At 69.1% G+C, this 20531-nt stretch carries 22 protein-coding genes; 15 read left to right on the top strand and 7 right to left on the bottom strand.

The features are described from left to right. Positions 1-121 precede the first annotated feature (121 nt). Positions 122-2251, top strand: coding sequence for a transcription termination factor Rho (gene rho, locus B0B14_RS09445; RefSeq protein WP_179085282.1), 2130 nt, complete (start codon positions 122-124; stop codon positions 2249-2251). Between the two features lie 23 nt (positions 2252-2274). Beyond that, positions 2275-3354, top strand: coding sequence for a peptide chain release factor 1 (prfA, locus tag B0B14_RS09440; RefSeq protein ID WP_076681135.1), 1080 nt, complete (start codon positions 2275-2277; stop codon positions 3352-3354). Between the two features lie 14 nt (positions 3355-3368). Here prfA and B0B14_RS09435 read toward each other — a convergent pair whose 3' ends face one another. The 4 genes from B0B14_RS09435 to B0B14_RS09420 form a co-directional block, all read right to left on the bottom strand. Then, the gene (locus tag B0B14_RS09435; RefSeq protein WP_076681134.1) at positions 3369-4820 is read right to left on the bottom strand and encodes a phytoene desaturase family protein; all 1452 of its coding nucleotides are present in this window, start codon (positions 4818-4820) and stop codon (positions 3369-3371) included. Beyond that, on the bottom strand, positions 4817-5884 hold the full coding sequence (locus B0B14_RS09430) for an HTTM domain-containing protein (RefSeq protein ID WP_076681133.1): 1068 nt from the start codon (positions 5882-5884) through the stop codon (positions 4817-4819). Before B0B14_RS09430 ends, B0B14_RS09435 begins: the two co-directional genes overlap by 4 nt. Continuing rightward, positions 5881-6627 carry a DUF5819 family protein gene (locus B0B14_RS09425; protein WP_076681132.1) on the bottom strand — a complete coding sequence of 249 codons (747 nt, stop codon included), beginning with the start codon at positions 6625-6627 and terminating at the stop codon, positions 5881-5883. Before B0B14_RS09425 ends, B0B14_RS09430 begins: the two co-directional genes overlap by 4 nt. A gap of 91 nt (positions 6628-6718) precedes the next feature. Next, positions 6719-7063, bottom strand: a complete 345-nt coding sequence (locus B0B14_RS09420) for a hypothetical protein (RefSeq protein WP_076681131.1) — start codon at positions 7061-7063, stop codon at positions 6719-6721. Between the two features lie 277 nt (positions 7064-7340). Here B0B14_RS09420 and B0B14_RS09415 point away from each other — a divergent pair, with 277 nt between their 5' ends. The 3 genes from B0B14_RS09415 to B0B14_RS09405 all read left to right on the top strand — a co-directional run bounded on the left by B0B14_RS09415 (position 7341) and on the right by B0B14_RS09405 (position 9232). Continuing rightward, a complete protein-coding gene (locus tag B0B14_RS09415) occupies positions 7341-7844 on the top strand; it encodes a helix-turn-helix transcriptional regulator (RefSeq protein ID WP_076681130.1) in 504 nt (167 codons plus the stop codon). Between the two features lie 116 nt (positions 7845-7960). Continuing rightward, on the top strand, positions 7961-8821 hold the full coding sequence (locus B0B14_RS09410) for a M23 family metallopeptidase (protein ID WP_076681375.1): 861 nt from the start codon (positions 7961-7963) through the stop codon (positions 8819-8821). A gap of 9 nt (positions 8822-8830) precedes the next feature. After that, positions 8831-9232 carry a hypothetical protein gene (locus B0B14_RS09405; protein WP_076681129.1) on the top strand — a complete coding sequence of 134 codons (402 nt, stop codon included), beginning with the start codon at positions 8831-8833 and terminating at the stop codon, positions 9230-9232. Between the two features lie 34 nt (positions 9233-9266). Here the strand turns inward: B0B14_RS09405 and epsC are convergent, their stop codons facing one another. The 3 genes from epsC to cysK (B0B14_RS09390) are packed head-to-tail and all read right to left on the bottom strand — an operon-like array spanning position 9267 to position 11781. Beyond that, positions 9267-9839: a serine O-acetyltransferase EpsC gene (epsC, locus tag B0B14_RS09400; protein ID WP_076681128.1), complete on the bottom strand. Its 573-nt coding sequence runs from the start codon at positions 9837-9839 to the stop codon at positions 9267-9269. Continuing rightward, positions 9836-10795: a cysteine synthase A gene (cysK, locus tag B0B14_RS09395; RefSeq protein ID WP_076681127.1), complete on the bottom strand. Its 960-nt coding sequence runs from the start codon at positions 10793-10795 to the stop codon at positions 9836-9838. Before cysK (B0B14_RS09395) ends, epsC begins: the two co-directional genes overlap by 4 nt. A 50-nt stretch (positions 10796-10845) precedes the next feature. Beyond that, positions 10846-11781 (bottom strand): cysteine synthase A, encoded by a 936-nt coding sequence (gene cysK, locus B0B14_RS09390; protein WP_076681126.1) that lies wholly within the window; start codon positions 11779-11781, stop codon positions 10846-10848. 117 nt (positions 11782-11898) lie between these two features. Between cysK (B0B14_RS09390) and prmC the strand changes: the two genes are divergently transcribed. The 10 genes from prmC (at position 11899) to B0B14_RS09340 (ending at position 20522) form a co-directional block, all read left to right on the top strand. Then, on the top strand, positions 11899-12801 hold the full coding sequence (gene prmC, locus B0B14_RS09385; RefSeq protein WP_076681125.1) for a peptide chain release factor N(5)-glutamine methyltransferase: 903 nt from the start codon (positions 11899-11901) through the stop codon (positions 12799-12801). 48 nt (positions 12802-12849) lie between these two features. Beyond that, positions 12850-13602 (top strand): L-threonylcarbamoyladenylate synthase, encoded by a 753-nt coding sequence (locus B0B14_RS09380; RefSeq protein ID WP_076681124.1) that lies wholly within the window; start codon positions 12850-12852, stop codon positions 13600-13602. Further along, the gene (locus B0B14_RS09375) at positions 13599-14759 is read left to right on the top strand and encodes an MraY family glycosyltransferase (protein WP_076681123.1); all 1161 of its coding nucleotides are present in this window, start codon (positions 13599-13601) and stop codon (positions 14757-14759) included. The genes B0B14_RS09380 and B0B14_RS09375 overlap by 4 nt, the downstream gene beginning before the upstream one ends. Then, the gene (locus B0B14_RS09370; RefSeq protein ID WP_076681122.1) at positions 14756-15286 is read left to right on the top strand and encodes a Cg1360 family ATP-synthase-associated protein; all 531 of its coding nucleotides are present in this window, start codon (positions 14756-14758) and stop codon (positions 15284-15286) included. Before B0B14_RS09375 ends, B0B14_RS09370 begins: the two co-directional genes overlap by 4 nt. Positions 15287-15429: 143 nt before the next feature. Continuing rightward, entirely contained in the window at positions 15430-16251 is an 822-nt protein-coding gene (atpB, locus tag B0B14_RS09365) for a F0F1 ATP synthase subunit A (protein ID WP_256714344.1), read from the top strand. 43 nt (positions 16252-16294) lie between these two features. Then, on the top strand, positions 16295-16528 hold the full coding sequence (gene atpE / locus B0B14_RS09360; RefSeq protein WP_060958893.1) for an ATP synthase F0 subunit C: 234 nt from the start codon (positions 16295-16297) through the stop codon (positions 16526-16528). 29 nt (positions 16529-16557) lie between these two features. Continuing rightward, a complete protein-coding gene (locus B0B14_RS09355; RefSeq protein ID WP_076681121.1) occupies positions 16558-17109 on the top strand; it encodes a F0F1 ATP synthase subunit B in 552 nt (183 codons plus the stop codon). Next, positions 17109-17897 (top strand): F0F1 ATP synthase subunit delta, encoded by a 789-nt coding sequence (locus tag B0B14_RS09350; protein ID WP_076681120.1) that lies wholly within the window; start codon positions 17109-17111, stop codon positions 17895-17897. Before B0B14_RS09355 ends, B0B14_RS09350 begins: the two co-directional genes overlap by 1 nt. Before the next feature lie 64 nt (positions 17898-17961). Continuing rightward, positions 17962-19599 (top strand): F0F1 ATP synthase subunit alpha, encoded by a 1638-nt coding sequence (atpA, locus tag B0B14_RS09345; protein WP_076681119.1) that lies wholly within the window; start codon positions 17962-17964, stop codon positions 19597-19599. Between the two features lie 26 nt (positions 19600-19625). Continuing rightward, positions 19626-20522 (top strand): F0F1 ATP synthase subunit gamma, encoded by an 897-nt coding sequence (locus B0B14_RS09340; protein WP_076681118.1) that lies wholly within the window; start codon positions 19626-19628, stop codon positions 20520-20522. The last annotated feature ends 9 nt before the right edge of the window (positions 20523-20531 follow it).

Genomic DNA, 20531 nt, shown 5'->3' with positions numbered 1-20531 from the left:
TCATCCGAAGCTGAGCAGACCTGTCGGTCTCCCGGCCTCGAACCTCGGGCTCGGGCAGTCTCCTGCCCGGCTCAGCCGCGTGCGGATCGTCACATCCAATCCGTTTCACAAGGGAGTACTCGTGGAGTCCATCTCCGAGATCCACACGGTCGACAACGACGCCGAGGAGCGCACCGACGCGCCTCTCGAAGGCGCCACGACCTCCACCGGCGACGACGTCGCCACCACCGAAGACACCGAGGCTTCCGAGTCCGTCGCGGTCGAAGAGAACGCCGCGGCCGAAGAACCCGTCGCGGCCGAAGAGCCCGCCGAGGAGCAGGCTCCGGATGCCGCGTCCGACGCCGCCGAGCAGCCCGCCGAGGCCGCCGCCGTCGATGCGTCCGCCGAAGCCGCGCCCCTCGAGGAGCGCGCCGAGGTGGCACCCGAGACCATCGACGAGGTCCCCGCCGCCGCCGAGGCCCCCGCAGAGGACCCCGCACCCGTGGAGGCCCCGCCGGTGAAGGCGCCCCGCAAGCGCGCGCCGCGTCGTGCCAAGAGCACCGACGTTCCCGCCGAGGCTCCTGCCGCCGACCAGAACACCGAGCAGCCCGCCGACGCCGCCGCCGACCAGCCCGCCGAGAGCGCCGCTGAGGCACCCGCCGAGACGACGGATGCTCCGGTTCCCCCCGCCGACGAGACCGCCGCCGAGACGCCCGCCGAGGGCGAGCAGACGGACGCCGCGCAGTCCGACGACGCGCAGGGCGAGGCATCCGATGCCACCGCCGAGGGCGAGACCACGTCGCGGGGTCGCGGCCGCTCACGCAGCCGCAGCCGCAACCGCGGCCAGGCCGCGCAGAACAACGGCGAGCAGGCCCAGAACGGCGGCCAGCAGAACGGCGGCCAGCAGAACGGCGGCCAGCAGAACGGCGGCCAGCAGGCGCAGGGCAACCCGCGCACGCAGAGCGCCCCGCAGGCGGCGGAGCAGGACGACGAGCAGGGCCAGGGCCAGGGTCGCGGCCGCCAGCGCAACAAGCGCCGCGGTCAGACCGGCGGCGCCCCCGCCGACGAGTTCGACACCGAGATCGGCGAGGACGACGTCCTGATCCCGATCGCCGGCATCCTCGACGTGCTCGACAACTACGCCTTCGTGCGCACGTCCGGATACCTTCCCGGCACGAGCGACGTCTACGTGTCGCTCGGACAGGTCAAGAAGTACAACCTCCGCAAGGGCGACGCCGTCGTCGGCGCCATCAAGCAGCCGCGCGAAGGCGAGCAGTCGAGCCGTCAGAAGTACAACGCGCTCGTCAAGGTCGATTCGGTCAACGGCCTGTCCGTCGAGGATGCCGCGACCCGTGTCGAGTTCGGCAAGCTGACGCCGCTCTACCCGCAGGAGCGCCTGCGCCTCGAGACGGCGCCCGAGAAGCTGACGCAGCGCATCATCGACCTCGTCGCCCCGATCGGGAAGGGCCAGCGCGGCCTCATCGTCGCGCCGCCCAAGGCCGGCAAGACGATCGTGCTGCAGCAGATCGCCAACGCCATCGCGATCAACAACCCCGAGGTCCACCTCATGGTCGTGCTCGTCGACGAGCGCCCCGAAGAGGTCACCGACATGCAGCGCACGGTCAAGGGCGAGGTCATCGCCTCGACGTTCGACCGTCCGGCCGAAGACCACACCACGGTCGCCGAGCTCGCCATCGAGCGCGCCAAGCGTCTCGTCGAGCTGGGTCGCGACGTCGTCGTGCTCCTCGACTCGATCACACGTCTGGGCCGCGCCTACAACATCTCCGCCCCCACGTCGGGCCGCGTCCTCACGGGCGGCGTCGACGCATCGGCGCTGTACCCGCCCAAGCGATTCTTCGGCGCCGCGCGCAACATCGAGAACGGCGGCTCGCTGACGATCCTCGCGACCGCGCTCGTGGAGACCGGCTCCAAGATGGACGAGGTCATCTTCGAGGAGTTCAAGGGCACCGGCAACAGCGAGCTGCGCCTCTCGCGTCAGCTCGCCGACAAGCGCATCTTCCCGGCCGTCGACATCAACGCCTCGAGCACGCGTCGTGAAGAGATGCTGCTCTCGGCCGACGAGGTCAAGATCACCTGGAAGCTCCGTCGCGCCCTCGCCGGTCTCGACCCGCAGCAGGCGCTCGAGGTCGTGCTCGGAAAGCTCAAGGAGACGCAGTCCAACGTCGAGTTCCTCGTGCAGATGCAGAAGTCGATCCCGGCTCCGACCCACGCGGGCGGCAGCAGCCACGCGCACGACAACAGCATCCGCTGAGCTTGTCCACGCAGGAGACCGGCATGATCGAGTCGGTCAGGGCACTGATCGACGAGCACAAGGCCGTCCAGGAAGAGCTCTCCGATCCGGCCGTGCACGCCGATGCGGCGCGCGCCAAACGCGTCAATCGGCGGTACGCCGAGCTCAGCCGCATCGTCAAGGCGAACGAGGACTGGGTCGCGGCATCCGATGATCTGGAAGCCGCGCGCGAGCTCGCCCGCGAGGACGAGGCGTTCGCCGAAGAGGTGCCGGCGCTGGAGGAGCAGGTCGTCCTGACGCAGGAGCGTCTGCGGCGACTGCTCATCCCGCGCGACCCCGACGATGCGCGCGACGTGATCCTCGAGGTCAAGGCGGGGGAGGGCGGCGCCGAGTCGGCGCTGTTCGCCGCCGACCTGCTGCGCATGTACCTGCAGTACGCCGCCTCGAAGGGCTGGAAGACCGAGCTCCTGGAGCGCAACGAATCCGACCTCGGCGGCTACAAAGACGTGCAGGTCGCGATCAAGGGCTCATCGACCGACCCCGCGCAGGGCGTCTGGGCGCACCTGAAGTACGAGGGCGGCGTGCATCGCGTGCAGCGCGTTCCGGCGACCGAGTCGCAGGGCCGCATCCACACCTCCACGACCGGCGTGCTCGTCTTCCCCGAGGTCGACGAGCCGGAGGAGGTCCAGATCGATCAGAACGACCTCAAGATCGACGTCTTCCGCTCGTCGGGGCCCGGCGGCCAGTCCGTCAACACGACCGACTCCGCCGTGCGCATCACCCACCTGCCCACGGGCATCGTCGTCTCGATGCAGAACGAGAAGTCGCAGCTGCAGAACCGCGAGGCCGGCATGCGCGTGCTGCGCGCGCGCCTGCTCGCGAAGCAGCAGGAGGAACGGGATGCCGCCGCCTCCGACGCCCGTCGGTCGCAGATCCGGGGCATGGACCGCTCGGAGCGCATCCGCACGTACAACTTCCCCGAGAACCGCATCGCCGACCACCGCACGGGCTACAAGGCGTACAACCTCGATCAGGTGATGGATGGTGCTCTCGAGCCCCTCATCGAGTCCTGCGTCGCCGCCGATGAAGAAGAGCGTCTCGCCTCACTCGGCTCGGACGGCTGACGCGCACCGCTCGCTCAGGCTGCCCGACTCTCGGGCGAGAACGGTGCCGCGAGCCCGAATCGCTCGCGCAGCGCGGTGCGCGCCGCGTGCCACCCCGACATCCCGTGGACCCCTGGTCCCGGCGCCGTCGATGCCGAGCAGAGATAGAGGCCCGGCGTGGGGGTCCGCCAGGGCTCTGACGACAGAGTGGGCCGGCGCAGCAGCTGCGACACGGTGATCGCTCCTCCGGCGATGTCCCCGCCGACGAGATTGTGGTTCGCGGCCTCCAACTGCCGGGCGCTTCGGTGCGCCGTCGCGATGATCCGGTCCCGGATGCCGGGCGCGGCTCGTTCGAGCACGGTGAGCACCGCCTCGGTGCGATCGCTCGACGAGCCATGCGGGACGTGCGTGTAGGCCCACACGACGTGATGGCCCCCGGGAGCCCGGCTCGGATCGAATCGACTCGGCTGCGAGAGCAGAACGTAGGGGATGTCGGCATCACGGCCGTGAGCCACGGCACGCTCGCCGGCGCTGATCGTTCGGGCGTCTCCGCCCAGGTGAACGGCGGCGGCATCGCCCACTTCGGGATCGCGCCACGGGATCGGGCCGTCGAGCACCAGATCGATGCGCGCCGCGCCGTCCCCGTGCGCGAAGCGTCGCAGCTCCTGGGTGTACCGCCAGGGGAGCTCGTCCCCCGCGATGTCGGCGAGTGCGGCGGGAGCGACGTCGAGGAGCACGGCGTCAGCGCGGACGTCACGGAGATCCTGCACGGTGTGCCCGACCTCGATCCGCCCGCCGTGAGCGAGCAGGTCCGCAGCCAGGCCGTCCGCGATCGCGCTCGATCCTCCGATCGGGATGCCCCACCCCGCGGCGTGCGCGTGCGCTGCCAAGACGAGGCCGGCTCCGGCCGTTGCGAGCGACGGCACGATCCCGACGGCATGGGCCGCGACACCGGAGAACAGGGTCCGGGCGTCGCCGCGGAGGGCGCCCCGGCCGAACACTTCCGCAGAGTCCAGAGATGTCAGGGCGAGCCGGGCAGCCATCGACGGCGATGCGGGGATGGTGAGCAGCGAGCCGAGCGAAAGGGCCGTCAGCGCATCGATCCGCTCCACCAAGGGCGAGAGGGCGCGCCGCCACCCCCGGCCGCTGGTTCCGAGCCGCCGGACGGTGCGCTCGAGGTCCCGGTAGGCGATCAGCGATCGATCGTCGAGCGCATGAGCGAAGGACACCTCCGGCACGACGAACGGAACGCGATCCGTCACTCCCCATTCCCGGAAGAAGGGCGACGCGAGGGCGAGGGGGTGGACTGCGGCGAACTCGTCGTGTCGGACACCGGGCAGCGTCGCCTCGATGGAACGAAGACCGCCCCCGATTCGATCCGCGGCTTCGATGACCGTGACGGCGAGACCGGCGTGAGCGAGTGTCACCGCGGCCGCGAGCCCGTTCGGGCCACTGCCTACGACGATGGCGTCGGGCGCGCCGGTCACGGCCGTGCCCCGGCGTGAGATTCATGGACGGGCTGCGGCTGCGGCTGCGGCGCCCGCACCGCAGGGATCGTTCGATCACTCAGCCGGCGTCGAACCGCCATGCGAAGCACACGCAGCCGCACCCGGAGCGCACGGAGATCGCGATCGCCGACGAGGAAGAGATCGGCGATGAGCATGGTCGCAGAGAAGAAGGGGAGTCCCATGAGCACGCCGATCGCGATGTGCATCCCCATGACCGCCGGCAGGAGGAACGCTTTGAGAGTGCGATTCAGGAGGACGAACGGCAGGAACATCTGCACCAGGACTGCGGCATAGGTCGCGCCGACGACGACGGCGGGCCACTGATAGATCATCGCCGTGATCTCGGGCCACGAGTTGTACTCGGCCGTGCGGAGGATGTAGTACAGCGCGGTGCCGTTCTGCCACATCTCGCCCTGGATCTTGTACATGCCCGACGTGAAGTAGAGCACGCACACCTGCGCGACGCAGGCGATCAGCGCCGCGTTGTGCAGGACGGTGCCCGACATCGACTTTCTCCGCGGAGGCGTGCCCCGTTCGCTGCGACGACGAGCGCGGAGCGCATCGAGGGAGTAGTGGGCGGTGACCTGGGCGAACATCATGTAGACGAGAAGGATGCGCAGGAGGTTGTCGCCGCCGTTGGTGGCCAGGGGATTGCGCACCTGGAGCGACCAGAGGAGCACGTAGAACGCGATGGTCGTGGCCCGCCCTCCCCAGCCGAGCGTGAACAGGATGGATACCGCGAGGAGAGCGAGGTAGAGCGCATCAGACCACAGCGAACCGGCCGAGAGGAGGAACAGCGACGGCTGACCGGCCTCGAGGGAGGTCTGAGCGAACAGGTCCCAGGTATAGGACGCGTCCGGCCCCCAGATACGGTCCCGAACGGGCATGTTGACCAGCAGGAACAGCGTGGTGATGGCGCCGAAGCCGATGCGGACGATCGACATCGTGCGGGTGCCGTGTCGCGTGGCGCTCATCCAGTCCACGAACGCGTTCGCGGACGTGCGAAGGCCGGATCGCCGGGGGCGGCGCGTCGGGGTGATCATCGGGACACCTCTCTTCCGTTCATGTCCAACCAGGGGGTGTCGCTGTAGACGACGCTGCCGAGACCTGCGTCGGCGCGTTGCGACCAACGGGGGAATTCGTGCGTCACGATGCGGATCTGGACCGCGTCGGGCTGCGCGCCGTACTCGCGCATCAGGGCATTCGCAGCCAGATCGACGGCTGACGCGAGTGTGCGCTCGTAGTCGTCCTGGATCCCCTGCGGGGCATCGGCGAGAACGTCCGGGTCGATCACAAGACCTTGGTCACCGGCATCCGGGTGCTCGGCGAGCACCGTGGGGTCCTGGATCACATCCTGACGAGCGCTGAGCATGTTGTGGCCCACACTCGAGACCGTGTAGTGGAGGTTGTCGGGCACCGGATTGTGGAGCTTGCGTTCGAGCATCGGCGTGCTGAGGTCGAGATAGCGACCGATCTCCTCGCCCCCGATCGAGCCGGTCACCAGGACGCCGGTGTCGCGCGACACCGGGTCGGGTGCGAAAAGCTCCCAGTTCTGGGTGAAGAACGGCGAAGTCCACGTCGACACCAGGGCGCTGAACTGCTGAGAGAGCGGATTGAGCGGGGCCACATGCAGGAAGGTGATCCCGAAGTGCAGGGCGAGCACTCCGCACGCGCCGGCGACGACGACGCGGGGCGCGATGCGCCGGCGGGCAGGGCCGGACCGAGGTGTCGCGGCTGCGGAGAGCGAGCCAGCGACGACGTCGGGGGGAGCGGCGAGCTGGGTCATGGTGACTCCGATGCGGACAGAGGGGTGTCGGTGGTGGGGAAGGCGCCGGGAGAAGGGGTGGACGCGGCGGTGCCGCGTCCACCCCTCGCGCTCAGTCGAATGCGGTGACGTCGACCGAGACGTCCTGGACGGCCCAGATGCCGATGACCTTGCCGGCGACCCAGGCTCCGACGGCGGCGCCTGCGGCGCTCGCCGCTCCCGTGAGGAACGCCGTGGCGACCACAGCGGGGACGGCCTGAGGAGTGGCGGCGCTCCCCTTCTCGTCGGTGGCGGCGGCAGCGACGGCGAACGCCTGCCCTGCGGCGATCGAGCTCACCGCGGGTGCTGCCGTCGTCGAGGCGGGCACGGATGCGGCGACCGCACCCGTCGTGGAGGCGATGGTCAGGCTGAGGGCGACGAGGGCGCCGCCCGTGATGGATGCGATGGAACGCTTCATGATGGATCTCCTGATCGGTTGACGTGCCGGTGAGGGTTCGGAATTCCGAAGTACGGGAATTCGTCGTACGAAAATTAGAAGCATGCGCCAGCAGAAGTCAAGCAAATCCGGAGAAGAAAAGATTGTTCTCTCCGATGGGATTGCTGTGAGAGGCGACAAATCCCTTGTCAAACGGATAAAACATGGTCAATAAGGATCGTGCGGAGAAGTTCGATAAAGCGTAGATAATCACCACCAGATCTTTGACTGCGGCTCGATTCCACGTAGTATCTCCGTCATGACGAGTACGAACGACCTAGAGGGAGTCTCCGAGAAGCTCGATCGCGTCCTCGAGATCCTCGATGCCCGCCAGAGTGAAGCCGGCGCCCGATCTCGGGCGAAGTTCTGGGCACTCGAAGGTCTCCGTGAACGCATCGAGGATGACGCGGGCGATGTGATGCTCCTGGGCGCCGTGGCTCTGCCGACAGGCGCGACGTTCGACTGGCAGCAGGCCGCGCCGGTCTCGTCGCTGCTCGAAAGGGACTGGAGCGACGCGGCCGAGCGGATCAGCGCACTGGCGCATCCCGTGCGCCTCGCGATAGCGCACGCCGTTCTGATGGGAACGAACTCCACCGCGGAACTCGCCCATCTGCCGAGCCTCGGTACGACGGGCCAGCTCCATCACCATCTGCGTCTCATGCTGAGCGCCGGGTGGCTGCAGAGTGCGGGCCGCGGACACTACGAAGTGCCCGCGTCGCGTGTCGTGCCCGTTCTCGTGATGCTCGCCGCGGCGTTGCCGTAGCAGGCCAGGCCACGGCGCCCGATGACACAGGCGAGAGGGAAGAGCGGAAGATGCGAGACGAGATGAGAGGCGACCTCGTGCGGGAGTCGAACACGCAACACCTGGAGGAGCAGAGCATGACGACGACGTATCGGGCCCCAGGACGTGGCGCCCGTGTGCTTGCGCGCATCCGTGGGCCGCTCGTCGCGATCGCCGTGCCGTTCCTCGTGGCGGCCACTCTGTGGCGTGTGGTGCCGTCGAGCGGAATCGTGGAGGAGCGTGTGCGTGCTCTCGCATCGCTGCTCGGACTCCTCCTCATCGTCGCAGCCCTGCTCCTCGCCCGATTCGGCCTCGGACGCCCCGGTGCGGTCGCGCCGATCGTCGCGCCGTCCGCGGGGGAGTGGACGGCGCTCAGCTCACCTGCGACCCGCATCCCGAGCCACGGCACGCACCAGTACGCCCAGACCTGGGCGATCGATCTGATCCACACGCCGGCTGACCGTCCGCGACCGAGCTTCGGCGGTGCACGGGCCTCGATGGCGCCAGAGGAGTTCCCCTCGTTCGGGATGCCGGTCCATGCGGGCGCAGACGGCGAGGTCGTCGTCGTCCGCGACCGCGCGGCCGATCGGCGCAGTCGAAACAGCTGGTCCCTGCTTCCCCTCTTCTTCGTGGAGTCCTTCGTCCGCGGCATCCTGGGCTGGCGATTCGTCTTCGGCAACGTCATCGTGATCGCGCTCGACGGCGGCGGGTACCAGGCGATCGCGCATCTGCGGAAGGGCTCTGTGCGGGTGGCCGTCGGCGACCGCGTGTCGGCGGGTGAGCTGATCGCCGAGTGCGGCAACTCCGGCAACTCGACCGAGCCGCACCTGCACGTGCAGCTCATGCATCGTCCGCGTCCGGGGATCGCGGTCGGTCTGCCGCTGGCCTTCGTGGACTCCCCGGTTCCCGAGCGCGACCAGAGCGTGCACTGGCCTGTGCGCCCCGGTGCGGACAACTAGGATCACCGTGTGATCACGTTCTTCATCCGTGCGGCGATCTTCGTCGTGTCGGCGTTCCTCGGTCTCCTCGCGGCCGACCTCCTCCTCCCCGGGTTCTTCCTGCACTGGAACGACTGGTGGGGCATCGTGCTGGCCGTCGTCATCTTCGCGGTGCTCCAGTCGATCCTGGCGCCGTGGATCTTCAAGATCGCGCGCCGTCACGCACCCGCGCTGGTGGGCGGTATAGGTCTTGTCTCGACGTTCGTCGCGCTGCTCATCGCCGTGGTCGTCCCGGCGGCCGGCATCGGCATCGACGGGCCCGTCTCATGGATCATCGGCACGCTCGTCGTGTGGCTCGTGACGGCGCTGGCGACCTGGCTGCTGCCGCCTCTGTTCATCAAGAAGAAGGTCGGCGACCGCCGCGACGCCTGACCGGATGCCTCGACGAGAGGCATCCCCGCACGCGTCAGATGAAGTACTCGGGGGCCGTCAGCACCGCGCGGCTGTCCGGTCCCTCGCGGCGTGCGCGCGGCTTGGCGGGCACGCCGACCAGGATGCTGTCCTCCGGCGCATCGCGCGTCACGACGGCGTTGGCGCCGATGACGGAGCCCGCACCGATCGTGATCGGACCCAGCACCTTCGCGCCGGCGCCCACGGCGACACCGTCGCCGAGCGTGGGGTGGCGCTTGCCGCCTTCGCGCTGGCGGCCGCCCAGGGTGACCCCGTGGTACAGCATCACGTCGTCGCCGACTTCGGCGGTCTCGCCGATCACGACTCCCATGCCGTGATCGATGAAGAAGCGGCGGCCGATCGTCGCGCCCGGGTGGATCTCGACACCGGTGAGCCACCGCGTGACCTGCGAGCCGGCGCGGGCGACGAAGCGGAAGCCCCGCACCCACAGGGCGTGCCAGGCGCGGTGCGCCCACACGGCGTGCAGGCCGGGGTAGAGCATCGCGATCTCGAGCGACGATCGGGCTGCGGGATCGCGCAGCTTCGCGGCGTCGAGGTCTTCTCGCAGACGCTCGATCGTCGACTTCATCGCCGCGCCTCCTGAGGCTGCTCGTCGCGGAGGTGCTCGTACAGTGCCGTCGAGAGGTAGCGCTCGCCCGAATCCGGGACGATCACGACGATGCGCCGACCTTCGGACTCCGGTCGTGCGGCGATCTCGAGGGCGGCCCACACGGCTGCGCCGGCCGACATCCCGGCCAGGATGCCCTCGCGCGTCGCGAGCTCACGGGCGACGCGGATCGCGTCGTCGAACTGCACGTCGAAGATCTCATCCACGACCGACCTGTCGAGCACGTCGGGCACGAAGTTCGGCCCGATGCCCTGGATGCGGTGCCCGCCGGCGCGGCCTTCGGTCAGCACGGGGGAGTCGGCGGGCTCGACGAGAGCGACGCGCACGTCGGGATTGCGCTGCTTCAGCACCTGCCCGACGCCGGTGACGGTGCCGCCGGTGCCGGATCCGGCGACGAACCAGTCGACGATCCCGTCGGTGTCTCGCCAGATCTCCTCGGCCGTCGTCCGGCGGTGGATGGCGGCGTTGGCCTCGTGCTCGAACTGGCGCGACAGGATGGCGCCGGGCGTCTCCGCGGCGATCCGCTGAGCGACCGCGACAGCCTCGGTCATGCCTTTGTACGGGTCGGTGAGCACGAGCTCGGCCCCGTATGCCTTCAGGAGCGTACGGCGCTCCTTCGACATCGATGCGGGCATCGTCAGGATCACGCGGTAGCCGCGCGCGGCACCGATCAGGGCGAGCGCGATGCCGGTGTTGCCGCTCGTCGACTCGACGATCGTGCCGCCGGGCTTCAATTCGCCGGCCGCCTCCGCCGCCTCGACGAGTGCATACCCGAGGCGGCATTTGACGCTGGAGCCGGGGTTGTAGAACTCCAGCTTCGCCAGGACCTCTCCCGGAAGTCCGGCGGTGAGCGCGTTGAGGCGCACGAGGGGCGTATCCCCGAAGGCCGTCGTGATGTCGGAGTGGATGCCGGGCACGGCGTTCCTTCCTTGGGCGGGCGATGTCGGCCGCCCGGGAGCGGGAGAGATCAGTCGCGGAGGTCTTCGTACAGCGCCGTGGAGAGGTAGCGCTCGCCGTACGAGGGCACGATCACGACGATGTTCTTGCCCTCGGCCTCGGGCCGCGCGGCGATCTGGAGAGCGGCCCAGATGGCCGCGCCCGACGAGATGCCCACCAGGATGCCGTCCTGGCTCCCGACGGCCCGCGCGGTCGAGATCGCGTCGGGGAACTCGACGTCGACGACCTCGTCGATGACGCCCTGATCGAGGATCGCGGGGATGAAGTTGGGTCCGATGCCCTGGATCTTGTGGGGACCGGGCGTGCCCTTGGTCAGCAGCGGCGAGTCCGCGGGCTCCACGGCGACGACCTTCGCGCCGGGCACCCGCTCCTTGAGCACCTGGCCGACGCCCGTGATGGTGCCGCCGGTGCCGATGCCGGCGACGAAGTAGTCGACCTTGCCCTCGGTGTCGCGGATGATCTCCTCGGCCGTCGTGCGGCGGTGGATCGCAGGGTTCGCCTCATTCTCGAACTGGCGGGCGAGGATCGCCCCGGGAATGTCGGCGGCGATCTCCTCGGCCTTCGCGACCGCGCCCTTCATGCCGCCCGCGGGATCGGTGAGGATGAGCTCGGCGCCGTAGGCCTTGAGCAGCAGTCGGCGCTCGACCGACATCGACGACGGCATCGCGAGCACGACGCGGTAGCCGCGGGCCGCGCCCACCATCGCAAGCGCGATGCCGGTGTTGCCGCTGGTGGCCTCGACGATCGTGCCGCCGGGCTTCAGCGCGCCGGCCGCCTCCGCTGCATCCACGATCGCGATGCCCAGACGGTCCTTGACGCTCGACGCGGGGTTGTAGAACTCGAGCTTCGCGAGGATGGTGCCGGGAAGACCCTCCGCGACGCGGTTGAGCTTGACGAGCGGGGTGTCGCCGAAAGCGGCGGTGATGTCGGAGTAGATGCCGGGCATGACGATGGCCTTTCGGGAGGAGTCTCGTAGCGCAACAAGCCTACGGGCCTGTGGTGTTCCCGGCCTGTTTGTGACAATTCGTCTCGGCTGCGCTCGCGGTTAGGCTGGTCGACGCCCATGGAGTCCTCCGCCCCCGTCATTCCGCCCGCGCCCGCCGATCCGCTTGGCCTCGCCGACGTCGTCCGCGCCGCCGCGGAACGCCTGAGCGGCGCCGGCATCGCCGATGCCGTCGTCGACGCCGAGCTCCTCGCCGCCCACGTCCTGGGCACGAGCCGCGGCGCCGTGCAGGCGTCCGCCTTCCGTGGCGACGCGATCCCGGATGCCGCGGCCGCCGCGTTCGACGAGCTCGTCGCGCGCCGCGCCACCCGTGAACCGCTGCAGCATCTGACGGGCACCGCGCCGTTCCGACACCTCGAGCTGCGCGTCGGCCCCGGCGTCTTCGTGCCGCGACCCGAGACCGAGATGGTCGCCCAGTTGGCGATCGACGCGCTGCGCGCGGCGGCATCGCCCGCTCCCGTCGCGGTCGACCTCGGTACGGGCTCCGGCGCGATCGCGCTGGCCATGGCGACCGAGGTGCCGCACGCCCGCGTGCACGCCGCCGAGAACTCCGTCGACGCGTTCATCTGGACGAAGGAGAACTTCGCCCTCGTCGGCGCCGAGAACGCCCGCCTGGCCTTCATCGATCTCGAGCGGGCGTTCCCAGAGCTCGACGGCACGGTGTCCGTGGTCGCATCGAACCCCCCGTACGTGCCGGATGCCGCGATCCCGCGCGATCCGGAAGTGCGGTTCTTCGATCCGCCCGCCGCCCTGTACGGGGGAGAGGACGGCCTCGACGTCGTCCGCGTCCTCAGCGGGGTCGGCCTCCGGCTCGCCCACCCGGGCGGCGTCATCGTCATCGAACACGGCGAATGGCAGGGGGAGGCCATCCGCGGCATCCTGAGCGCTGACGGCTGGCGCGCCGCGGCGACGCATCCCGATCTCACGATGAGGGATCGGGCGACCACCGCCATCCGTCCGTGACCGTGTCTCAGGGACCGTGGAGCGCGCGCAACTAGACTGACGGGCGACATGTCTCCCCTCTACGACTGCCGTGACGAGGCGCAGCTGCTCGCCGGCATGCGACACGCGCGCCAGGCCGTCGGCCGCGGCCGACTCGTCGTCATCCCCACCGACACGGTCTACGGCATCGCGGCGAACGCCTTCGACGCGCGCGCCGTGCAGGCGCTGCTGGATGCGAAGGGCCGGGGCCGCCAGTCGCCGCCGCCTGTGCTCGTCTCCGGCGTCCCGACGCTGCGCGCCCTGACCGCCGAGGTGCCCACCGCCGTGGAGCAGCTCGTCGAGGCGTTCTGGCCCGGAGGGCTGACCATCGTGCTGCCGGCTCAGCCCTCGCTCACGTGGGACCTCGGCGAGACGCGCGGAACGGTCGCAGTCCGGATGCCGGCGCAGCGCGTGGCCCTGGAGCTGCTCGAGGAGACGGGGCCGCTCGCCGTCTCGAGCGCCAACCTGACCGGGATGCCCGCCGCGACGACGGCCGAAGGCGCGCTCGAGATGCTCGGCGACCGCGTCGACGTCTATCTCGACGCCGGCGCGAGCGAAGGCGGAATCGCCTCCACGATCATCGATGCGACGGCGCTCGTCGGCGGATCCGAGCGGGTGGTGCGCGTTCTCCGCGAGGGTGCGATCGACCGCGGCCGGCTGCGGAGCGTGCTCGGCGATCTCCTCGAACCCGATCCGGTGCCCCCGACGTGGGAGGACCGGCCCGCATCCGAGGGTGAGGCGGGGGCTGCGGACGCGCCCGACACCTCGAACGGCTCCGCGTGAAGCACTACGTCTTCACGGTCATCCTGACGGCGGCGCTCACCTTCTGCCTGTCGTGGGGGGTGTGGCGCCTGAGCCTGCGCTACAAGCTGTACCCCGGCATCCGCGAGCGGGACGTCCACACCAATCCGACGCCCCGCCTGGGCGGCATCGCGATGTTCCTCGGCGTCGTCGCCGCCTTCGCCGTGTCGTCGCAGCATCCGTACTTCGCGATCTTCTGGGCCGACCCCGGTCCCATGCTCGCGATCCTGGGCGCGACGCTGCTCATCGTCCTCGTCGGCGTCGCCGACGATCTGTGGGACCTCGACTGGTTCCTCAAGCTCGGCGCGCAGTTCCTCGCCGCCGGCATCATCGCGTGGTTCGGCAAGCTGCAGATCGTCGCGCTGCCGATCGGCGGCATCACGGTGTGGTCGAGCTGGGTGAGCTTCACCCTCACGGTGTTCGCGATCGTGATCGTCATGAACGCCGTGAACTTCATCGACGGGCTCGACGGCCTCGTCGCCGGCGTCGTGCTGATCGCCAACGTCGTGTTCTTCGCCTACTCCTACCTGCTGCTGCGCGACTTCGGCTCCAGCACGTACTCCGATCTCGCTCCGTTCATCGCCGTCGTCCTCATCGGAGCCTGCGTCGGATTCCTCCCGTTCAACTGGAGTCCGGCGAAGATGTTCATGGGCGACGCCGGCGCGCTCATGCTCGGCCTGCTCATGGCGACATCCGCCGTGGCGATCACCAACTCCCTCACGCCGGCCACGTTCGCCGGTCCCGACGAGTTCGGACGCTCCCAGATCCTCGGTGCGTTCATCCCGATCCTGCTGCCGATCGTCGTCGTGCTGCTGCCGCTCCTCGACTTCGGGATGGCGGTCGTCCGCCGCATGGGCGCCGGAAAGTCGCCGTTCTCGCCCGATCGCAAGCACCTCCACCACCGCATGCTCGACATGGGCCACTCCGACCGCGACGCCGTGCTGATCTTCTACGCGTGGACCTCGATCGTGAGCCTGTCCGTGCTGCTCATGTACATCGGCACGACCGCCGACTGGCCGGGGGAGTACCTCCTGGGCGTCGCGTTCGGCGTCGTCGGGGCGGCCGCCTGCCTCTTCGTGACCTTCCTGCCCGCCCGCCGCGCCGTCCGGCGCCCGCTCCCCGAGGAGGCCGCACTGTGAACACCCGTGCCGCGACCCCCAATCCCGTCTCCAGCACCCCGATCCTGCGGACGACCCTGGTGTGGTCTTCTGCGGTCGCCGCGATCCTCGCCGTCGTGGGAGCGATCGTCGGATGGCTCGTCGACGGCTCCGACGGGCTGTGGAGCGCTCTGGCGGGCGTCCTGATCGCCGCGGTGTTCCTGGCCATCACGAGCATCAGCATCCTGATCGCCAACCGCTGGTACGGAGACGACCTGTACGTGCCGCTGTTCTTCGGCATCGTGCTGGGCGGCTGGATCCTCAAGTTCGTCGTCTTCATCGTCGTGCTGCTCACGCTGCGCGGCCAGCCGTGGGTCAACCAGACGGTGTTCTTCCTCGCGGTGGTCCTGAGCGTCCTCGCCTCGCTGGCGGTCGATGTCGTGGTGCTGATGCGGATGCGGGTTCCGCACGTCAGCGACGTGACGCTCCCGACCGCCGCCGACATCGTCGACCCGATCGATGGGACCTCGCCCGCAGCCGCCCCCGAAACCCCCAATGTCGACCGTTAGGGGGACCCGGGTGTCCGGGAAGCCCCGTGAGTTTGGTAGGGTTGAGTTCGCGCCCGCCACTCGCTTGCGAGCCTTTTGCGGAGTGCAGCTCACCGACCATCGTCGCCTCGGCATACGCCGGTGCCCCGAAGCTGGAGCCAGCGCTGTTCTCTCAAGCTGCGACCCTGATCGCCCCTCTCGCCACTGACGAGCCCCCCGTCTTCCACGGGCCGTCCATCTCCGAGTTCTTCCCTCCGGCGATCGTCGAGCTGTTCGGCCTCGAATGGCTGTCGATCACGCGCATCAACCTGATCCAGTTCATCGCGACGATCGCCGTCGTGCTGTTCCTGTGGCTCGGCACGCGCAACATGCGGGTCGTTCCGGGTCGGTTCCAGAGCCTCGCCGAGATGGGCCTCGGATTCGTCCGCACCAACATCGCGCACGACCTGCTCGGCAAGAAGGACGGCGACCGCTTCCTGCCGATCCTCACGACCATCTTCTTCATGGTCCTGTTCATGAACATCACGGGCATCATCCCGTTCATGAACATCGCCGGCACCTCGGTGATCGGCGTCCCGCTCCTGCTCGCCCTGATCAGCTACGGCACGTTCATCTACGCCGGCATCAAGAAGAGCCCCAAGAACTTCTTCAAGAACTCGCTGTTCCCCTCCGGCGTGCCGTGGCCGATCTACATCATCGTCACGCCGATCGAGCTCATCTCGACGTTCATCATCCGCCCCGTCACGCTGACCCTCCGACTCCTCATGAACATGATGGTCGGACACCTGCTCCTGGTGCTGTTCTTCGCGGCGACCCAGTTCTTCCTCCTCGACCTGGGCGGATGGTGGTCGGCGCTCGCGGCCGGCAGCCTCGCGTTCGGCTTCGTCTTCACACTCTTCGAAATCCTCGTGGCCGTCCTCCAGGCCTACGTCTTCGCCCTCCTGACCGCGGTCTACATCCAGCTCGCAGTCGCGGAAGAGCACTAAGCGGGTCGGCTGACTGCCGCCCACAACCGAAAGGAAATACCCCGTGGACGCAACTACGGTTCTCGCAGAGCTCAGCGGCAACGTCGCGACGATGGGCTACGGCCTCGCCGCCATCGGCCCCGCGATCGGCGTCGGCATCGTCGTCGGAAAGACGATCGAGGGCGTTGCCCGTCAGCCCGAGCTCGCAGGTCGCCTGCAGGTCCTGATGTGGATCGGTATCGCCTTCACCGAGGCGCTGGCCTTCATCGGCATCGCTGCCGGCTTCATCTTCGTCTGATCTTCACCTTCCAGTCTTAAGGAGACAGGATGCTGAACGCTCTTGTCGCGTACGCCGCGGAAGAGGGGCCCAAGAACCCCCTCATCCCCGCCTGGTACGACATCATCTGGTCGGGGGTCTGCTTCCTCGTCATCCTGTTCGTCGTGATCAAGGTCGCGCTTCCCCGACTCACCGCGCTGCTCGACGAGCGCTCCGCGGCGATCGAAGGCAACATCGCCAAGGCCGACGAGGCCCAGCGCAAGGCCGAAGCCGCCCTCGTGGAGTACACGGCGCAGCTGGCCGACGCCCGCAAGGAAGCCGGCGAGATCCGCGACGCCGCCCGTGAGGACGGCAAGAAGATCGTCGCCGAGGCCCGGGACTCGGCATCGGCCGAGGCCGCGCGCCTGACGGCCGCCGCGCACACGCAGATCGAGGCGGAGCGCCAGTCGGCGTTCGTGTCGCTGCGCAGCGAGGTCGGCACGCTGGCGATCGACCTGGCCGGCGGGGTCATCGGGGAGTCGCTGTCCGACGACAAGAAGGCTCAGGCCGTCGTCGACCGCTTCCTCGCCGATCTCGAGGCATCCGAGAAGGCGAAGGCGTAATGGGCAGCGCGACCACTCAGGCGCTCGCGGCGACCGAGACGGCGCTGCGCGCCGCGTCGGGCATCGACCTCGGTGTGGCCCGCGAGCTCTTCGCCGCGGCACGCGCCCTGGGCGAGTCGTCGCAGCTGAGCGGCGCGCTCGCCGACTCCGCCGCGTCGCCCGCTGCCCGCACCAAGGTCGTCACCGACGTGTTCGGCGGCTTCCAGCCGACGACCGTGTCGCTGCTGACGACGGCTGTGGCCCAGCGCTGGTCCTCTTCCGCCGACCTCGTGACCGGCATCGAGGAGCTCGCGGTCCGCGCCGCGAGCATCTCCGATGCTGCGGTCGACGTCGAGGGCGAACTGTTCCGCTTCTCGCGGACGGTGGCCGAGAACCCCGAGCTCGAGCTCGCACTCGGCAGCCGTCTCGGCGACGACTCCGCGAAGGGCGCGCTCGTCGAGACGCTCCTCGCGGGTCGGGCGAGTGCGCCGACGACGCTCATCGTGTCGTCCCTGGTGCAGCAGCCGCGCGAGCGGCGGGTCCGCCAGGTGCTCGACCGCGCCATGGCGGTCGTGTCCGACCAGCGGGGGCGCTCCGTCGCCACCGTCGTCTCGGCCGCGCCGCTCAGCGACACCCAGCTCGAACGCCTCACGACGGCACTGTCGAAGCGCTACGGCGCCCAGGTGTCGATCAACACCCTCGTCGACCCGACGGTCGTGGGCGGTCTGCGCGTGCAGATCGGCGACGACGTCATCGACGCGAGCGTCTCGACGCGCCTGCACGACCTCCGCCAGCGCCTGGCGGGCTAAGACTTTCCCGCCCTGCACGGGCGGCGACACTTCGGGGCCGAGGCCCCACGAACGAAGGAAGACAATGGCAGAACTCTCTATCAGCCCCGACGTCATCCGTGACGCGCTGAAGGACTTCGTCGCAGCCTACGAGCCCTCGGGAGCTGCGGCGACCGAGGTCGGCACCGTCATCGATGCCGGCGATGGAATCGCCCACGTCGAGGGCCTGCCCGGTGTCATGGCCAACGAGCTCGTGCGCTTCGCGAACGGCATCGAGGGTCTGGCCCTCAACCTCGACGAGCACCAGATCGGTGTCGTCGTCCTGGGCGACTTCTCCGGCATCGAGGCCGGCCAGCAGGTCACGCGCACGGGTGAGGTCCTGTCGGTCGCCGTCGGCGACGGCTACCTCGGTCGCGTCGTCGACCCGCTCGGCAACCCGATCGACGGCCTCGGCGAGGTCGCCACGACGGGTCGTCGCGCCCTCGAGCTGCAGGCGCCCGGCGTCATGCAGCGCAAGAGCGTGCACGAGCCGATGCAGACCGGCATCAAGGCGATCGACGCCATGATCCCCGTCGGCCGCGGCCAGCGTCAGCTCATCATCGGCGACCGCCAGACGGGCAAGACCGCGATCGCGATCGACACGATCATCAACCAGAAGGACAACTGGGCGTCGGGCGACGTCAACAAGCAGGTCCGCTGCATCTACGTCGCCATCGGCCAGAAAGGCTCGACGATCGCCTCCGTCAAGGGCGCGCTCGAAGACGCCGGCGCCATGGAGTACACGACGATCGTCGCCGCTCCGGCATCCGACCCCGCGGGCTTCAAGTACCTCGCGCCGTACACCGGTTCGGCCATCGGCCAGCACTGGATGTACGAGGGCAAGCACGTCCTGATCATCTTCGACGACCTGTCGAAGCAGGCCGAGGCCTACCGTGCCGTCTCGCTCCTCCTGCGTCGTCCGCCGGGCCGCGAGGCGTACCCCGGTGACGTCTTCTACCTGCACTCCCGTCTGCTCGAGCGCTGCGCGAAGCTCTCGGACGACCTCGGTGCGGGCTCGATGACGGGTCTGCCGATCATCGAGACGAAGGCCAACGACGTCTCGGCGTACATCCCGACCAACGTGATCTCGATCACCGACGGCCAGATCTTCCTGCAGTCCGACCTGTTCAACGCCAACCAGCGTCCCGCGGTCGACGTGGGCATCTCGGTCTCGCGAGTCGGCGGTGACGCACAGGTCAAGTCGATCAAGAAGGTCTCCGGCACGCTCAAGCTCGAGCTCGCCCAGTACCGCTCGCTCGAGGCGTTCGCGATGTTCGCGAGCGACCTGGATGCCGCCTCGCGGCGCCAGCTCGACCGCGGTGCGCGTCTGACGGAGCTGCTCAAGCAGCCCCAGTACGACCCGTACCCCGTCGAGGAGCAGGTCGTCTCGATCTGGGCCGGCACCAACGGCAAGCTCGACACGATCGCGGTCGAAGACGTGCTGTCGTTCGAGCGCGAGCTGCTCGACTACATCCGTCGCAACACGTCGATCCTCGACACGCTGCGCGACACCAACGTCCTCGACGACACCACGCTCGCCGAGCTGGAGAAGGTCACCGACTCGTTCGTGCTCGAGTTCCAGTCCGGCAAGGGCCAGGCGATCGACAACCCGGGTCATGAGGAGCACGCTGCGGCGGGCGTCGACGACGTGAACCAGGAGCAGATCGTCAAGGGCCGCCGCTAAAGCGGCGCCGACGAGAACCGGACACCATGGGCGCACAGCTGAGGGTCTACAAGCAGAAGATCTCTTCTGCTCAGACCACCAAGAAGATCACGAAGGCGATGGAACTCATCGCGGCTTCGCGCATCCAGAAGGCGATGGCGCGCGTCCGCGCCGCCGCGCCCTTCGCGCGTGCCGTGACGCGTGCCGTCTCCGCCGTTGCCACGCACTCCAACATCGACCACCCGCTCACGTCGGAGCGCGAGAACATCCGTCGGTCCGCCGTCGTGATCTTCGCCTCCGACCGTGGCCTCGCGGGCGCGTTCAACTCCCAGATCCTGCGCGAAGGTCTGCAGGTCGCAGAGCTGCTGCGCTCGCAGGGCAAGGAGCCGGTGTTCTACCTCATCGGCCGCAAGGCCGTGGGGTACTTCCAGTTCCGCGGCATCCAGGGTGCAGCGGAGTGGACGGGCGACACCGACACGCCGCACTTCACGACGGCCGAGCAGATCGCGGGGACGCTCATCGAGGCGTACGAGCGCGGCGGCGAGCAGGGCGGCGTCGACGAGATCCACCTCGTGTACAACCGCTTCGTCAGCATGATGACGCAGTCGCCCGAGTCGGTGCGTCTGCTTCCCCTCGCGATCGTCGAGGCGGAGGAGAAGGCGTCGGCCCAGGTCTACCCGCTCTACGAGTTCGAGCCCGACGCGGGCGTCGTCCTGGACGCGCTCCTGCCGGTGTACATCCAGAGCCGCGTCTTCAACGCACTCCTGCAGTCGTCGGCTGCCAAGCACGCCGCCACGCAGAAGGCGATGAAGTCGGCCAGCGACAACGCCGACAAGCTCATCACCGACTACACGCGCCTGCGCAACAACGCGCGCCAGGCCGAGATCACGCAGCAGATCGCCGAGATCGTCGGCGGCGCCGACGCCCTGGCATCCGGCAAGTAACATCCCACC

The organism is Microbacterium sp. RU33B, assembly GCF_900155915.1.
In the GTDB taxonomy this organism is placed as follows: Bacteria; Actinomycetota; Actinomycetes; order Actinomycetales; family Microbacteriaceae; genus Microbacterium.
The sequence above is the reverse complement of the archived record's forward strand: the minus strand, read 5'-3'. Positions and strand labels throughout refer to the sequence as shown.

Coding starts and splice junctions, on each gene's coding strand:
- B0B14_RS09410 (WP_076681375.1), top strand. CDS start 7,961: ATGACGACGACGTATCGGGCCCCAGGACGTGGCGCCCGTGTGCTTGCG.
- B0B14_RS09425 (WP_076681132.1), bottom strand. CDS start 6,627: ATGACCCAGCTCGCCGCTCCCCCCGACGTCGTCGCTGGCTCGCTCTCC.
- B0B14_RS09415 (WP_076681130.1), top strand. CDS start 7,341: ATGACGAGTACGAACGACCTAGAGGGAGTCTCCGAGAAGCTCGATCGC.
- prmC (WP_076681125.1), top strand. CDS start 11,899: ATGGAGTCCTCCGCCCCCGTCATTCCGCCCGCGCCCGCCGATCCGCTT.
- B0B14_RS09430 (WP_076681133.1), bottom strand. CDS start 5,884: ATGATCACCCCGACGCGCCGCCCCCGGCGATCCGGCCTTCGCACGTCC.
- B0B14_RS09380 (WP_076681124.1), top strand. CDS start 12,850: ATGTCTCCCCTCTACGACTGCCGTGACGAGGCGCAGCTGCTCGCCGGC.
- prfA (WP_076681135.1), top strand. CDS start 2,275: ATGATCGAGTCGGTCAGGGCACTGATCGACGAGCACAAGGCCGTCCAG.
- epsC (WP_076681128.1), bottom strand. CDS start 9,839: ATGAAGTCGACGATCGAGCGTCTGCGAGAAGACCTCGACGCCGCGAAG.
- cysK (WP_076681126.1), bottom strand. CDS start 11,781: ATGCCCGGCATCTACTCCGACATCACCGCCGCTTTCGGCGACACCCCG.
- B0B14_RS09350 (WP_076681120.1), top strand. CDS start 17,109: ATGGGCAGCGCGACCACTCAGGCGCTCGCGGCGACCGAGACGGCGCTG.
- atpA (WP_076681119.1), top strand. CDS start 17,962: ATGGCAGAACTCTCTATCAGCCCCGACGTCATCCGTGACGCGCTGAAG.
- B0B14_RS09355 (WP_076681121.1), top strand. CDS start 16,558: ATGCTGAACGCTCTTGTCGCGTACGCCGCGGAAGAGGGGCCCAAGAAC.
- B0B14_RS09340 (WP_076681118.1), top strand. CDS start 19,626: ATGGGCGCACAGCTGAGGGTCTACAAGCAGAAGATCTCTTCTGCTCAG.
- B0B14_RS09420 (WP_076681131.1), bottom strand. CDS start 7,063: ATGAAGCGTTCCATCGCATCCATCACGGGCGGCGCCCTCGTCGCCCTC.